At 57.3% G+C, this 14,090-nt stretch carries 11 protein-coding genes, 1 tRNA gene and 1 pseudogene; 8 read left to right on the top strand and 5 right to left on the bottom strand.

All coding sequences use genetic code 11. The features are described from left to right. Nucleotide 1 precedes the first annotated feature (1 nt). The 3 genes from AMUC_RS07785 to AMUC_RS07775 all read left to right on the top strand — a co-directional run bounded on the left by AMUC_RS07785 (nt 2) and on the right by AMUC_RS07775 (nt 4,979). Nucleotides 2-2,503, top strand: a complete 2,502-nt coding sequence (locus AMUC_RS07785) for an excinuclease ABC subunit UvrA (RefSeq protein ID WP_012420489.1) — start codon at nt 2-4, stop codon at nt 2,501-2,503. Nucleotides 2,504-2,680: 177 nt separating this feature from the next. After that, nucleotides 2,681-3,706, top strand: coding sequence for an IdeS/Mac family cysteine endopeptidase (locus AMUC_RS07780; protein WP_012420488.1), 1,026 nt, complete (start codon nt 2,681-2,683; stop codon nt 3,704-3,706). 130 nt (nt 3,707-3,836) lie between these two features. Beyond that, nucleotides 3,837-4,979 carry an SEL1-like repeat protein gene (locus AMUC_RS07775; RefSeq protein ID WP_012420487.1) on the top strand — a complete coding sequence of 381 codons (1,143 nt, stop codon included), beginning with the start codon at nt 3,837-3,839 and terminating at the stop codon, nt 4,977-4,979. Nucleotides 4,980-5,116: 137 nt separating this feature from the next. On the opposite strand, the gene AMUC_RS07770 is transcribed toward AMUC_RS07775, so the two are convergent. From AMUC_RS07770 to argC, 3 genes are read right to left on the bottom strand one after another with little or no spacing between them, the layout of a single operon-like run. After that, on the bottom strand, nt 5,117-5,617 hold the full coding sequence (locus AMUC_RS07770) for a YkgJ family cysteine cluster protein (RefSeq protein ID WP_099421489.1): 501 nt from the start codon (nt 5,615-5,617) through the stop codon (nt 5,117-5,119). A gap of 11 nt (nt 5,618-5,628) precedes the next feature. After that, a complete protein-coding gene (gene argJ, locus AMUC_RS07765; protein ID WP_012420485.1) occupies nt 5,629-6,882 on the bottom strand; it encodes a bifunctional glutamate N-acetyltransferase/amino-acid acetyltransferase ArgJ in 1,254 nt (417 codons plus the stop codon). A 33-nt stretch (nt 6,883-6,915) separates the two neighbouring features. Beyond that, nucleotides 6,916-7,959: an N-acetyl-gamma-glutamyl-phosphate reductase gene (gene argC / locus AMUC_RS07760; protein WP_012420484.1), complete on the bottom strand. Its 1,044-nt coding sequence runs from the start codon at nt 7,957-7,959 to the stop codon at nt 6,916-6,918. Between the two features lie 102 nt (nt 7,960-8,061). On the opposite strand from argC, the gene AMUC_RS07755 reads away from it, so the two are divergent. From AMUC_RS07755 to AMUC_RS07745, 4 genes and pseudogenes are all read left to right on the top strand, one after another. Continuing rightward, nucleotides 8,062-8,138 (top strand) — tRNA-Pro (locus tag AMUC_RS07755). A 447-nt stretch (nt 8,139-8,585) separates the two neighbouring features. Then, nucleotides 8,586-9,299: pseudogene (locus tag AMUC_RS13140) on the top strand (transporter substrate-binding domain-containing protein); the annotation flags it as partial. Between the two features lie 81 nt (nt 9,300-9,380). Further along, a complete protein-coding gene (locus AMUC_RS13135) occupies nt 9,381-10,070 on the top strand; it encodes an amino acid ABC transporter permease (protein ID WP_031931007.1) in 690 nt (229 codons plus the stop codon). Continuing rightward, nucleotides 10,063-10,812: an amino acid ABC transporter ATP-binding protein gene (locus AMUC_RS07745; protein ID WP_012420482.1), complete on the top strand. Its 750-nt coding sequence runs from the start codon at nt 10,063-10,065 to the stop codon at nt 10,810-10,812. Before AMUC_RS13135 ends, AMUC_RS07745 begins: the two co-directional genes overlap by 8 nt. A gap of 129 nt (nt 10,813-10,941) precedes the next feature. Here the strand turns inward: AMUC_RS07745 and AMUC_RS07740 are convergent, their stop codons facing one another. Both AMUC_RS07740 and AMUC_RS07730 read right to left on the bottom strand, forming a co-directional pair. Continuing rightward, a complete protein-coding gene (locus tag AMUC_RS07740) occupies nt 10,942-11,457 on the bottom strand; it encodes a zeta toxin family protein (protein WP_012420481.1) in 516 nt (171 codons plus the stop codon). Between the two features lie 410 nt (nt 11,458-11,867). Beyond that, nucleotides 11,868-13,250: a tetratricopeptide repeat protein gene (locus AMUC_RS07730; RefSeq protein WP_012420480.1), complete on the bottom strand. Its 1,383-nt coding sequence runs from the start codon at nt 13,248-13,250 to the stop codon at nt 11,868-11,870. Between the two features lie 136 nt (nt 13,251-13,386). On the opposite strand from AMUC_RS07730, the gene AMUC_RS07725 reads away from it, so the two are divergent. Next, entirely contained in the window at nt 13,387-14,079 is a 693-nt protein-coding gene (locus tag AMUC_RS07725; RefSeq protein WP_012420479.1) for a pseudouridine synthase, read from the top strand. Nucleotides 14,080-14,090: the final 11 nt, after the last annotated feature.

Raw genomic sequence — 14,090 nt, 5'->3', positions numbered from 1 at the left:
CATGAATCTTCCCATCTCCATCCGCGGCGCGCGCCAGCACAACCTCCGGAACCTGAATCTGGATCTTCCGTCCAACAAGCTCATCGTATTCTGCGGCCCTTCCGGCTCCGGAAAATCTTCCCTGGCGTTTGATACGCTTTTTTCCGAATCCCGCAGGCGTTTTCTGGACTGCCTGTCGGCACGCTCCAGGCAGGGCATGGATCAACCGGAAAAACCGGAAGTGGACAGCATTACCGGGCTGCCCCCGGCCCTGTGCCTGGAGCAATCCGCCAGGCAGCAGAGTTCCCGCACCCTGCTGGGGAGCATCACGGAAATTCTGGACTACCTGCGCATCCTTTACGCGGCTGCCGGCACGCCCCATGACCCGGAGACAGGAAAGGAACTGGAACGCAAGAGCCCGGACCGGATTACGGAAGAACTCGTTTCCCTGCCGGAACACACGCGCCTGATTCTGACCGCTCCGGCGGAAAACCTGCTGGCCCAGGATCCCGCAGCGACGCTGGCCGACTTCCAGCGGCAGGGCTTCCTCCGGGTTTACTGGAACGGAGAAATGCGGGATATTGAAGAAATAAGTTCCCCCGTCCCCCCGCCTCCAGACGCGGCCCTGGTCATTGACCGCCTCATCGTCAGAGGGGAAAATACGGCCTCGCGCATTGCGGATTCCCTGCAAACGGCTCTCCGTATCAATCCGGACGAGGTGCGGGCCATCATCACCATACCGGGAGAGGAAGCCTCAATCCGGGCCTTCCACACCCGCTACCGCAATCCGGAAACAGGCTTCCTTCTGCCCCAGCTTACGCCCCGCCATTTTTCCTTCAACTCCCCGCTGGGGGCATGCCCCTCCTGCCGGGGAACCGGCCTGAATGAACAGGAAAACGGTCCGTGCCGCGCCTGCGGAGGCCAGCGTCTTTCCCCTCTGGCCCTGGCCGTCACCATGCCTGCGCCGGACCGGGCCTACAATCTCGCGGAACTGACGGCTCTTCCTCTGGAAGATATGGCAGGAGAACTGGAACGACTGAAAACGCCCCCCTCCCTGGCGGCGGCATTGACCCCGCTCATGGAGGAAATCAACAAACGCGTGCGCTTCCTGAATGAGCTGGGACTCTCCTACCTGTCCCTGGACCGCCAGGCAAACACCCTCTCCGGAGGCGAACTGCAGAGGGCGCGCCTGGCTTCCCAGCTGGGAGGCGGCCTTTCCGGAGTCCTTTACATCCTGGACGAACCCACGGCCGGACTGCACCCCGCCGATACGGACCGCCTGCTCCGCGCTCTCCGGACGCTCCGGAACCAGGGCAACACAGTACTGGTCGTAGAGCATGATGAACAAATTCTAACCGCGGCGGATCACCTGGTGGACATGGGCCCCGGCTCCGGAACCAACGGAGGCCGTATTCTGGCGCAGGGCTCCCTTGCTGAGATACTGGGAAATTCAGGAAGCCCCACCGGGGAATGGCTTTCAGGCAAGCGAAACATGCCCGCCTCCGGACGCAAGACGGCTCCTGCGGGGCGTCTGGTACTGACCGGTGCGGACAAGCACAACCTCAACAACGTCACTCTGAATATCCCGGTCGGCACACTGACCTGCATCTCCGGCCCTTCCGGTTCAGGGAAATCCACCCTTGTCCGGGACTGCCTCATCCCCGCAGTCAGGCAAGATCTCTCCGGGAAAAAGGGTATTCCGCGCCGCGTGCAGGGAACGGAACACTTCAACCGCCTCGTCGTCATCGACCAGTCGCCCATCGGCAAAACGCCGCGCTCCACACCGGCCACCGCTACCGGCCTGCTCCAGGTGCTGCGCCCCCTTTACGCACAGCTCCCCCTTTCCAAGCAGAGGGGATATACGGCGGCGCGCTTTTCCCCCAACATTCGCGGAGGCCGCTGTGAACGGTGCCAGGGAACGGGCATGATTGAAGTGGACATGAACTTTCTGGGAAACGTGGCAATGCCCTGCGACGCCTGCCAGGGGCAGTGCTACAACAGGGAAACGCTGGAAGTCACCTGGAAAGGGAAATCCATTGCCCAGGCGCTGGCCCTGACCGTGGACGAAGCGGCGGAATTCTTTTCCTCCCTGCCCAGAGCCGCCGCCATCCTGAAAAGCATGCAGGACGTAGGGCTGGGATACCTCAATCTCAACCGCAGGGCGGACACCCTTTCCGGCGGAGAATCCCAGCGCATAAAAATAGCTGCGGAACTGGCCAAAGCCCCGGCCTGGAAACTGGAGGAAGACGGGAAACGGGCCCTGTTCATTCTGGACGAACCCACCAGCGGCCTCCACTTCAATGAAGTGGCCCTTCTCCTGGCAGCCCTTTTCCGCCTGAGGGATGCCGGACACACCATCCTCTGCGTGGAACACCACAAGGACCTGCTCAATGCCGCGGACTACCTGGTGGACATGGGCCCCGGAGCCGGCAGGCACGGCGGCAATATCGTGGCCGAGGGCTCCCCCGCAGATGTAGCGTCCAATCCGGAAGCGCCCACTTCTCCCTGGCTCGTCCCCCGTTAACAACGGCAGCCCCTGAAAATCATTCATCTGTCCTGTCCCCCGGACATCCCGTTCCCGGCGTCTTCGGAAAAAAATCTGCCTCTCCGGGGTTTATTCGCCTCCTTCCCCTATTTATTATCTTGACGACCTCCCGGGCTTTTTTTTAACAAAAAAGGAATTACATATTCCTTTTTTCCTATGACTCTCCGCTCCCTCTCTCCGGCTCTGGCGGCACTGCTCCTTCCCGGAGCGCTTCATGCCGCGCCCGTATTCCTTGAAAACGTCTCCGAATCCGGCGGATGGTATGATTGCAATAAAAAAACCAAATGGACATGGGGGACCAAGCCCCATCCTACCAATCCGCTAAATCCTCCGGTTTCCGCACGGCCCAATGAATGGCTGTACCTTCCCTATGATCAGAATATCTGCTGGGCGGCGGCGGCCTCCAACGTTCTCCAATGGTGGCAGGATACCAGAAGCGACCTGAAATCCGCCACGCCCAACGGGAAATCCGCCACTTACGATGTCATGCCGCAGGTCGCCCAGCTGGCTATTTACCAGACCATCTCCACGAACTGGACAAACAGCGGAGGCTCCGTGGAACAAGCCTACAACTGGTGGATCAACGGCGGAATGCTGGATACCACCGCCTATCCGAGCCTTTCTACGACGACGGCTTCCGGAGGATACTGGAAAGAGCTGGGACTGACAGTCCCGCAGTCCTCAAGCGGAGGAGCTGTTGACAACCCCTTATTTTCCGCATACAGCTTCTGGGACGGAGACACCAGAAGCGGCGTTTACCAGAAGCTGACAAACAGCATCAACAACAACTGGGGAACCACTCTGACCGTCGGGGAAGAAGGGAGAGGCCACGCCATCACCATGTGGGGCTACGACACGGACGAAGACGACAATCTGGTTATCTACCTGACGGACTCGGACGACTATGCGGTGGGAATGTTCCGCCAGAAAGTAGTCGTGAACGACTATACGGATGAAAACGGCCTTTCCCACTGCGACATTTATCTGACCAGCATGGATGGAGAAAACGACGTGTACAGTTATAATTACGAAGAAGCGGGACTGACGGGCATCCGCCTAGGGGAAATACAGAGCTTCACCGCTCCGCTGGGGGATCTGAGAATCCCGGAACCCGGCGCCGGAATCCTCTTCCTTGGCGGTTCATTCCTCGCCCTGTCCCGCCGCAGGCGCGCTGGACGGTAAAGCTTTCCGAACTCCGGCCCCAATAAAAACGGGTCTTGATTCTTATGGGGGAAATGTGCAGAATCGGCGAGCGCACAAGTTCAGGAGAGCAAAAATTGTCCCAGTGTTCCCCAGTGCGGTTACCTGTGAAATGAATGACGCTTCCCACAACCACGGCGAGCAGGAAAACACCGTCTCCACCTATTCCGTCGACGTAGAAACCCTTCAGCAAATAGCTCTGAAAGGAGACGCCCAGGCGCTGTTCCAGCTGGCAATCAACTACGAACAGGGACGCGGGGTGGCGGAAAACCAGCAGGAAGCCTTCTACTGCTACCAGCAGGCGGCGGAACTGGGCCACGTTACAGCCCAGCTCAACCTGGGATGGGCTTATTCCAACGGCATCGGCGCCCCTCAGGACAACGACAAGGCCTTTTACTGGTACCGGAAAGCCGCCGAACAGGGGCACCCCACCGCGCAATTTGACCTTGGGTTCTGCTATGTCAATGGCCTGGGAGTGGAAAAAGACGAACACCAGGCCATCGGCTGGTACAAAAAAGCGGCGGAACAGGGCCACGCGGTAGCCCAGCTCAACCTCGGCTGGATTTATGCCAACAGCCCCAGCCGGAAAAACTGGGAACAGGCCGTATACTGGTACAAGCAGGCTGCAGAACAGGGAGACCCCCGCGCCCAGTATAACCTGGCCTGGTGCTATGGCAACGGAAGCGGAACCCCCAAAAACCCGCGGAAAGCCGCTTACTGGTACGAAGAAGCCGCCATGCAGAACCACGCTACGGCCCAGTACAATCTGGGATGGTGCTATGAAAACGGTTTCGGCGTGGAGCCGGATCTGGACAAAGCGCTGGTATGGTATCACAAATCAGCCCTTCAGGGCCAGATTACGGCCCAATACACGCTGGGATGGTGCTACGGCAACGGCCGGGGCATGGAAGTGGACATGGCCAAAGCCGTCCACTGGTACACCAAAGCCGCAGAACAGGGGCATACAACAGCCCAGCTCAACCTGGGGTGGTGCCATCTGAACGGAAAAGGAACGCCCGTCAACCGGGAAAAAGCCCTGAAATGGTACCTTAAGGCGGCGGAACAGGGCAACGCCACAGCCATGTTCAATGTGGGCAACTGCTACGCCCACGGCTACGGCATTGAGCAGGACGATAAACAGGCGGAAGAATGGTATCAGAAAGCCGTCCGGCACGGCAACAAAAAGGCCGCCAGCGCCCTGCGCCATCTGGCCTCCAAACAGGAAAAAGAGAAACAAACGGACTCGGAGGCCTGAACAGGCATTCTCCTGCTTACTTCTATCCTCTAACCAGGTCCAGCCATGGACACACGAAGGGAAAACATGTTCCCATGGCCTGAAAAAATGTGCTTCCGCTTGGAAATAGACGCCTGACTGCCGTCACCCCCGGATCATCATCGCCGCCTCTTCCTTCCATCCGCCGGGCCTTTTCGGGACAGCCGTTCCACGGCCTCCGGCAGCCGGGCTGCGCCATCGCCGCCCAGCGCTGCGTCAATATCTTCCAGCGCATGGATCAGGTCAATAACCTCCCGGCGGGGCAAGGCGCCCCCGGCCGGTACGCAGAAATGAGTGCGGCACGCCAACGGCCTGCCTTCATAAATCATGCATCTTCCCTGACCGCTCAAGAAAGGGCAGCTCCCGTCCGGAGGCAGCTCCAACCGGGTGCGTCCGGAAGCACGCCACGCCTTCCAGGCCACCCATGCCTCCCCCAGCGTTACATGCGGCGTCTCCCCGGTCAGGCGGAACCGGCAGCAATCCGCCGCACCGGTACAGAAACGTTGGGCACGGGAAGCGCGGAAGGCGCCTTCATCCAGAAGGCGCCGCACCTCCATCAGCATCCCGGCGGCGGGGGCCATTCCCCCCGCCTTTCCCTGGCGGCATTTGCCACGCGCCATGACAGAAACGGTTAACAGGTCAGGCCGTCCGCTTTCGCCTGGTTCCAGTATGCATACTCGGAACGGTTGAAATCCACATATTCCGGAGACAAATCCGTGGTATACACCGTATGGGAAAACTCGCCCCGATTCAAATTGATATCCACCTGGAACGCGGGAACCTGCACGGCTTGCCGCAAATCGTCGGACGGAGTATCCGCCTGCACGCCGCCGCGGCAGGCGGCCAGACCAGCGATGTCAATGTCTATCTTCTCTTCGTCCACTTTTGCTCCGCAGTAGCCCACGGCATGAATAATGCGCCCCCAGTTGGGATCATTCCCGTTCCAGGAACTCTTTACCAGGGAAGACTTGGCTACGGCTTCCGCCGCTTTTTTCGCTTCATCCTCCGTGCGGCCTCCCGTCACATGCACGGTGACGAACTTGGTCACCCGCTCTCCGTCCTGCACGATGTGCTTGGCCAGTTCCAGCATCACATGGGCCAAAGCCTGCTGGAATGCGTAAATATCTTCCGGAGTTTCCAGCTTCACGCCGGATGCCCCATTCGCCATCACCAGAACCGTGTCATTCGTGCTCATGTCTCCGTCAATGGTGATGCAGTTAAAAGAACTCTTCACTCCGGACTGCACGCACAGCTCCAGCACATCGCGGGAAACGCCCGCATCCGTCGTGATAAAGCACAGCATGGTCGCCATGCAGGGATTGATCATGCCCGCCCCCTTGCAGCAGGCGCCGATGCGCACGGGTTTGCCCTGCACTACAAACTCAATGGCAATAATTTTCTCCTTCGTATCACTGGTCATCACGGCCTGAGCCACCTCATGCCCCTTGTCGCGGGAAAGCCCCTCCGCCAATTCCGGAAACTTCGGGTAAATGCGCATCATAGGCATTGGCAGGCCAATCACGCCGGTGGAACATACGGCCACTTCTGCAGGCTCCAGCCCCAGAAGCTCAGCAACGCTGCGGCATTCACCCCTGGCGTCCTCCACCCCCCGGGTTCCGGTGCAGGCGTTCGCGTTCCCGCTGTTCGCCACGATGGCGCGGATATTTCCTTTCCGGAGATGCTCCCGGCTCACCTTCACGCAGGCGGCCTGCACGCGGTTGGTCGTAAACGTTCCTGCGGAAACGCAGGGTTCCGTGGAATAAATCAGGGCCAGGTCCAGACGCGTGGCCGTAGGCTTCTTGATGCCGCAGCTTACGGCGCTCCCCAAAAAGCCCTGGGGCGCGCAAACGCCCCCGTCAACCGGAATATAGGATGAATCATTCATCGTCTTGAAAGTGCCTTTCAGCGTATCAAAAAGCTACAGAACCCACAAGCCTTCCGTTTCATCAAATCCGCACATGATATTGAAGGACTGAACGGCCTGCCCACCCGCGCCCTTCACCACATTATCCTCTGCGCTCATCAGAATCACGCGGTTCGTGCGGGGATCATAAGCCCAGCCAATATCCACGCAGTTCGTCCGTGTTACATTCTTGGTATCCGCAGGCTGGTTACGCCCCAGAAGGCGGACGAACGGGGCCGCAGCATAGGCTTCTTCCAGCAGGCGGCCGACGGACTCGGGGTCCGCCCCTTTTTTCACTTTGGCCGTAATCGTGGAGCAAATACCCGTATTAACGGGAATCAAATGGGGGGTGAAGGACATCACCACCGTTTCCCCGGCGGCATGGGAAAGCTCCTGCTCAATTTCGCTCAAATGGCGGTGTTTCGGTACTCCGTAAGCATGAAAACTCTCATTGCACTCGCAGAACAGCAGCGGAATGGATGCCTTGCGCCCTGCTCCGCTCACGCCGCTGCCGGAACAGGCCACCACGTCCTCCGGCTCCAGCATGCCCGCCCTGAACAAGGGAATGAGAGGCAGAAGAATGCTGGTGGGATAGCAGCCGGGGGAAGCCACAATGCGCGCCCGGGCAATCTCCTCCCGGCGCCACTCCGGCAAACCGTACACGGCTTCCTGCATCAGGGCCGTATCCGGGTGGGGGTTCCCGTAATACTCTTCGTACACATCCGGGCTGTCCAGGCGAAAATCCGCGCTCAGGTCAATCACGCGCACGCCCCTGTCCACCAGGCCGCGGGCATAGGAAGCAGCCACGCCATGAGGCAGGGCCAGAAAAGCGACCTCCGCCCCAGTGGCGGCAATCGCCTCCACATCGGAATCCGTAAACTTCAGGCCGGAACCCGGAACCTGACGAAAACGGGGAAAAACCTCCCACAACGGCTGCCCGGCATACTGGCGGGAAGTAGCGCACACCAGCTTCACCCCGCGATGGTTCAGCAGGATGCGCAACAATTCCTGCCCGGTGTAGCCACTGGCCCCGACGACTGCAACTTGAACTTGCTTCATGACAAAAAAGGTATGCTATGAAAAAAGACTCTTGCCAACACTAAAGTTTTCCTATATACACCTCGCCGTCACAAGACACGACCCCGGTCGGTCCGAGTTCATCGGGTTGTAGCGCAGTCTGGTAGCGCACCTGCATGGGGTGCAGGGGGTCGCAGGTTCGAATCCTGTCAACCCGACCAATTTCCCATTCGTGAGGCCTTGCAGAATACTTCATCCTGCAAGGCCTCAAACTTTTTTGCTTTGCGCGGTCTTCCACCCAGCCCTATGGTTCCGCCATGCACCTTGCCATGCATCACATTCTGGATGCATGACAATTTTCCAAAACCAAACATACACCGCCACCAAAGCAGGAAGTTTGATCCTCCCTCCCTTTGGAAATATTAATCGGGAAAATTATCACAAGATACATTCCCTCCCTCTTGCTAATAAACAAAAAAATCCTGGGTATCTTCCGGGTTCATGCCATTCATATTCGTTGCCATTTCCTCTCCGTCCGGCCCGCTACTCCGCTTCCCTGCCGTGGGACAGGACAAACCGGAACCGGGAGGAAACAGTTTTTTATTGCGTTGCAGGCAGGTAAATCATATACCCCGCCGGTTCAGACTTCACCTTTTCCCCTTGCTTTCATGCCATCCATTTCCTTTCTGAATCATCTCGGAGCCCTGCTGACGCTCTGGCTTCTCCTATGCTGCGGCGCACCAGCGGCGGAAAACGGCAGAATCCTGATGGTGACGGAAGCGACTTTCCCTCCCTACGAATTCCGGGACGGAAACGCCATCCTGGGCATTGACCCGGAAATCATGCGGGAGGTAGCCCAGCGCACCGGCAGGGAGCTGGTCATTGAAGACATGAGCTTTGATTCCGTGATTACGGCTGTAGTTTCCGGAAAGGCGGACGTAGCCGCCTCCGGAATCACGGTTACGCCGGAACGCAGGAGGAAAGTGGACTTCTCCATTCCCTATGTGGAAGCCGCTCAGGTTATCATCGTTCCCAAAGGTTCTCCCATCCGGAAGCGGGAAGATATCCGCGGCAAAAGAATCGGAGTGCAGCACGGGGCCACGGGAGACATTTACGTCACACGGAACATCCAGCAGCCGGAACGCTTCCCTAACGGAGCGCTGGCTGTGGCCGCCGTGGCGGCAGGCAAGGTGGACGCCGCCGTCATTGACCAGGATCCGGCAACAATGTACGTAGCGGGCAATGATCGGCTGGAAATTCTGCCGGAGCCCCTCACTTCCGAATCCTACGCCATTGCCGTCCGCAAGGGAGATACGGCTCTCCTTCAGGATATTAACGGCACCATTGCAGCATTGAAAGCCTCCGGAAAGCTGGAGGAAATACGGAACGCTTATGCGGCCATGCAGGTTAAATCCGCTGCCGGTCCCGAACAACACGCTTCCGGAGGGGGCTGGCTGGAAAATATATGGCTGGACCTGAAAGAATCCTTTTATGTCAATTTCATGCAGGAAGGCCGCTGGAAATACCTGACCAACGGCTTTCTGGTGACGGTGGAGGTCTCTTTCTTTTCCGTTCTGCTGGGCATTCTGGTTGGCTTTGTGGTGGCCGTCATCCGCGCCACGCATGACAAAACGGGCAATCTCCGTTTCCTGAATGCCCTCTGCAAACTGTACCTGACAGTCATCCGCGGCACGCCGGTGGTCGTTCAACTGCTCATGATCTATTTTGTCATCTTCGGCTCCGTGGATGTCAGCAAAGTGTTGGTGGCCGTGGTGGCCTTCGGCTTCAACTCAGGCGCCTATGTGGCGGAAATCATCAGAGGCGGCATCATGTCTATTGACAAAGGACAATTTGAAGCCGGGCGCAGCCTCGGCCTGGGATATGCCCAAACCATGATTTACATTATCCTGCCCCAGGCCTTTAAAAATGTACTTCCCTCTCTGGGAAACGAATTTATCGTACTGTTGAAGGAGACCAGCGTCTCCGGCTATATTGCCCTCCAGGACCTGACCAAGGGCGGCGACATCATCCGGAGCCAGACTTATACCGCCTTCATGCCGCTGACGGCCGTGGCCCTGATTTACCTCTCCGTGGTCATGCTGTTCAGCTGGATGCTCGGCAAACTGGAAAGAAAACTGAAAAACAATGAATGAACATCCCGGAAACACTCCCATGTTCCAAATCAGCCATTTGGTTAAGGAATTCAACTCCGTGCCGGCAGTCAACGATGTCACCACGAACATTGACCGGGGTGAAGTGGTCTTCATCGTAGGCCCGTCCGGTTCCGGTAAAAGCACCTTCCTGCGCTGCCTGAACCTGCTGGAGGAACCGACCTCCGGAGAAATCCGTTTCAAGGGAAAGCTGGTTACCTCTCCCGGAACGGACGTCAATCAATTCCGCCAGCACGTAGGCATGGTTTTCCAGCATTTCAACCTTTTCCCGCACCTGACCATTCTGGAAAATATCACCATCGCCCCGGTTAAAACGGGACGCTCCAGCAGAAAGGAGGCAGCAAACCAGGCGGAAGCCCTTCTCCAGCGCATTGGGCTGTACGGCAAGAGGCACTCCTATCCCCTCCAGCTTTCCGGAGGCCAAAAGCAGCGCATCGCCATCGTGCGCGCCCTGGTCATGAATCCGGATGTCATCCTGTTTGACGAGCCGACATCAGCCCTGGACCCGGAAATGGTGGGAGAAGTGCTCTCCCTGATGAAGGAGCTGGCGCAGGTAGGACTGACGATGGTAGTGGTTACCCATGAAATAGGGTTCGCGCGGGAGGTTGCTTCCCGCGTCCTGTTCATGGATAAAGGGAAAATTGTGGAAGAAGGGCCTCCGGACCGCGTTATCGACCGCCCTGCCAATCCCAGGCTGCAGGAGTTTTTTTCCAAGGTGCTCTGACACGGGCAGTTCTGGAAAAAATACAGGGGAAGGGGAGAAGAACCTCTCTCTTACCGCCTGCGCCTATAAACAAAGCAATTTGGCGTAACCTTCTCTTTCCTTCCCCGGACAATGGAAAGCCTCTGTTCTCTACAACATGATCTCCACGTTATAAGACTCGTCAATCAACAGATAGTCACAGCCATAGAACCTGCATTTTTCAAGATTGCCCCTGTTTTCACGCAGCAACTCTTCCCGCGTAACGGGAGAACTCTCTACGCGCCGTTCAATCGCATTCTCATGGTTCAGGATATCATGATAATGCCTTTGAATATAATTTTCTGAAAAAATAAGGCATACATACCGTATCCGTTCCCGGCAGGCTTGCGTAAAATCCTTCTTCCAGTCAAAGGGAATATAGCAACCTTCCACCACTAAATTTTGGCCGTTTTCAATCGCGGTCTTTACTATTTCTTTGATAATGCCCCAGAGGAAGGGAGTCAGCTCTTCATCGGGGCTTTCAGGGGAGAAAGGGCATATCCCGCTGCGTATCAGCCCCATCTTTAAATGGTCAATGGATAAATAGGGATAGGAATATTTTTCAAGCACCCGCTGCGCCGCGAGTGTTTTCCCTGTATGCGTGCTGCCGCCAATCAAAAGAATCATAAGACTTCCCTCCCTGGTATTTCATAAGAAAGACCCCCAATCTTTCCCATGCAGCCAATATCCGGCATCCTTTCGTATTCGTTGGTGATATCCATACTTAACCAGCTGCCAACATACTCACAGGATTCTCGGCATGCAGTGCATTCCGCAAAATAATCACCTTGAACGTCAATTGTAAGCAATGCCTGCATCAGCTCGTTCCGTCTTCATTCTTTCAGTTCCTTCCGGAACGGACAAGAAAAAACACAGGGGCGCCCGCCCCTCTCCGTTGCCCGCCGGGACGCCGGGATGAAAGCTGTTACGGTTCCCGTCCGCAGAAATAAAAATAACCTTCCTACAGCAAAGCCTTTGCCGTTTCCGGCAAAGGCTTTGAGCACGGCGTCCCATTACGGGCGCAAAACGGGACCCCCCTAATTGCCGTAAGAGGATTCCACGCGCCTGGCTACGTCGCGGTAGCCGTACTCGGCGTCGTAAATCTGCTGGAATGCAGCCAGGGATTCCCCCTTCTTGCCCTGCTTTTCACAAAGCAAGCCGATCATGTAAAGGATTTCCTTCTTGGTGTCATTCATTTCTATCAATTCCTTATTGGCTTCCTCCAGCTGGCGCAGAGCCATATCATGCATGTTCTTGGCGTCATAGCACTTGCCGAGCAACAGCATGGCGCGGATGCGGATATGGGGATTGTTGCGGGCGCGCTGGAGTTCCGGAATGGCTTCCGTGTAATTGCCGCAGTCGAAGAGGGCCTGGCCCAGCTCAAAACGGGTTTGCGGGTCCGTGGGGTTGTTTTCCACACGCTGGCGGCACAAGGCCACCTGCTGCTCCGCAGCTTCCTTGCTGAACTGGGCAAGCTGTTCCTGAAGTTCCTTATTATCCGGCTCCGCGGCAGCGCGGCGGCGGATTTCCTCCACCTGGGCCTTGCGGCATCGCTCATTCATTTCCGAGGCCTTGTTTTCCAGGGAAATATCATTGTTGCTGAGGCTGAACGCGTAATTATAGAAGGAATAGGCATTGGCCCAATCTTCCATTTGTTCATAAACGCCGGCAATGTCGCGCACGACGGCCAGATCCTGCTGGTTCTGGGCGTAACGGGCGGAGAGAAGCCCCAGGCGCTCTTCCAGTTCCGCACGGGTGAGCCCTTTCTTGTCGCTCTTGTCCAGGGTGTTCGTTTCCGACGAGTTCTTCATCACGTCCCGGAAGCTTTTAGCCTCCTCCCACTTCTGCTGCTGCATCGTGGCGCGCGCCATGCAGTCCTTTTCGCTCTTTACGGCCACACTGTCCGTGGGATCCAGCTTCACAAGGTCATGGTACACTTCCGCAGCCTGGGCCGGCATATCCCGGGAAACGTAATGGGAGGCCAGCATGTGGAGCATTTTCTTGTTGCCGGGATGCCCCTGGCGAACGGTCTCCAGAGCAAAAGCGGCCAGATCCGGGAAATTTACTTCCATGGCAGCCGTGTACAGGGCCTCGTTTACCGGAATGCTGTAAGGATCATTTTCCAATTCGTCTTCCAGAGCGGAAAGCTGGGTAGCCGCGTCCTTCTTGGAAGAAGTGAGCTTGCTGGTGCTGATTTTCATACCGCTGAACAGCCCCCCTCTCTTGGCCTCCGGATTCAATTTGATTTCACAGGCGCGCAACGCCTTGCGGCCTTCCAGAAAACCGGGGAGCTGCTTTACCAGGGCCTTGAGCAGGCTGACGGCATAGGGATAATTGTTCATGTCCACCGCCTGGCGGGCGCGCACCCAAAATTCGGCCTGCTGGGGAGTCAACTGTTCTTCTGTAATCGTTTCAATCATGGAACTATATAAGCGTAAATGGTGAACAACGGCAGCGCCCCACCAGGGCGGCCCCGCATGTAATAGTTTAATGCTATCAGCCGGGGAGGCATACTTCAACCTTGTTTTTTGTTCCCGTTAGGAAAAAATATGCCGCATGAGACTGGATGCCCTTTTATCCCGCTACGGATATTGTTCCAGGAGGGAAGCGCCGGGTTGGATCAAACGCCACTCCATTACATTCAAGGGAAAACCATGCTCCTCCCCCACGGACAAGGTGCAGGCGGAAGGCATCCTGCTGGACGGAGAACCTGTGGAATTCCCGGACGGCCTGTACGCCGCCCTTTACAAACCTGAAGGGTACACCTGCAGCCATGACGACGGGGAAGGGAATTTGATTTACGACCTACTGCCCTTCCAGTGGCGGCACAGGAACCCTGCGGTTTCTTCCGTAGGACGGCTGGACAAGGAAACTTCCGGCCTGCTTCTCCTCACGGACGACGGAAAATTCATCCACCGCATGACCTCCCCCCGCCATCACGTCGCCAAAGTTTACGAAGCCGTCACGGAGGAGGACATTCCGACAGAAGCCGTGGAGTTGTTCGCCTCCGGAACCCTCACGCTGAACGGGGAAACCCGCCCCTGCGCCCCCGCCTTGCTGGAAATCCGGGAACCGCGACGCGCCCTGCTGACGCTTACGGAAGGAAAATACCACCAGGTTCGCCGCATGCTGGCTGCCGTAGGCGCTCCCGTCTTATCTCTGTGCCGTGTTTCCATCGGCTCCCTGCATCTGGACAGCCTGAACCTGAAACCGGGGGAATGGGCGCCCATCCGTCCGGATGCGCTGTAAACCTCCCATCC

It is taken from the genome of Akkermansia muciniphila ATCC BAA-835 (assembly GCF_000020225.1).
In the GTDB taxonomy this organism is placed as follows: domain Bacteria; phylum Verrucomicrobiota; class Verrucomicrobiia; order Verrucomicrobiales; family Akkermansiaceae; genus Akkermansia; species Akkermansia muciniphila.
The sequence above is the reverse complement of the archived record's forward strand: the minus strand, read 5'-3'. Positions and strand labels throughout refer to the sequence as shown.

Excerpts from the sequence above, each read along its gene's own strand:
- AMUC_RS07785 (WP_012420489.1), top strand. The coding sequence starts at position 2 with ATGAATCTTCCCATCTCCATCCGCGGCGCGCGCCAGCACAACCTCCGG.
- AMUC_RS07780 (WP_012420488.1), top strand. The coding sequence starts at position 2,681 with ATGACTCTCCGCTCCCTCTCTCCGGCTCTGGCGGCACTGCTCCTTCCC.
- AMUC_RS07775 (WP_012420487.1), top strand. The coding sequence starts at position 3,837 with ATGAATGACGCTTCCCACAACCACGGCGAGCAGGAAAACACCGTCTCC.
- AMUC_RS07770 (WP_099421489.1), bottom strand. The coding sequence starts at position 5,617 with ATGGCGCGTGGCAAATGCCGCCAGGGAAAGGCGGGGGGAATGGCCCCC.
- argJ (WP_012420485.1), bottom strand. The coding sequence starts at position 6,882 with ATGAATGATTCATCCTATATTCCGGTTGACGGGGGCGTTTGCGCGCCC.
- argC (WP_012420484.1), bottom strand. The coding sequence starts at position 7,959 with ATGAAGCAAGTTCAAGTTGCAGTCGTCGGGGCCAGTGGCTACACCGGG.
- AMUC_RS07745 (WP_012420482.1), top strand. The coding sequence starts at position 10,063 with ATGAATGAACATCCCGGAAACACTCCCATGTTCCAAATCAGCCATTTG.
- AMUC_RS07740 (WP_012420481.1), bottom strand. The coding sequence starts at position 11,457 with ATGATTCTTTTGATTGGCGGCAGCACGCATACAGGGAAAACACTCGCG.
- AMUC_RS07730 (WP_012420480.1), bottom strand. The coding sequence starts at position 13,250 with ATGATTGAAACGATTACAGAAGAACAGTTGACTCCCCAGCAGGCCGAA.
- AMUC_RS07725 (WP_012420479.1), top strand. The coding sequence starts at position 13,387 with ATGAGACTGGATGCCCTTTTATCCCGCTACGGATATTGTTCCAGGAGG.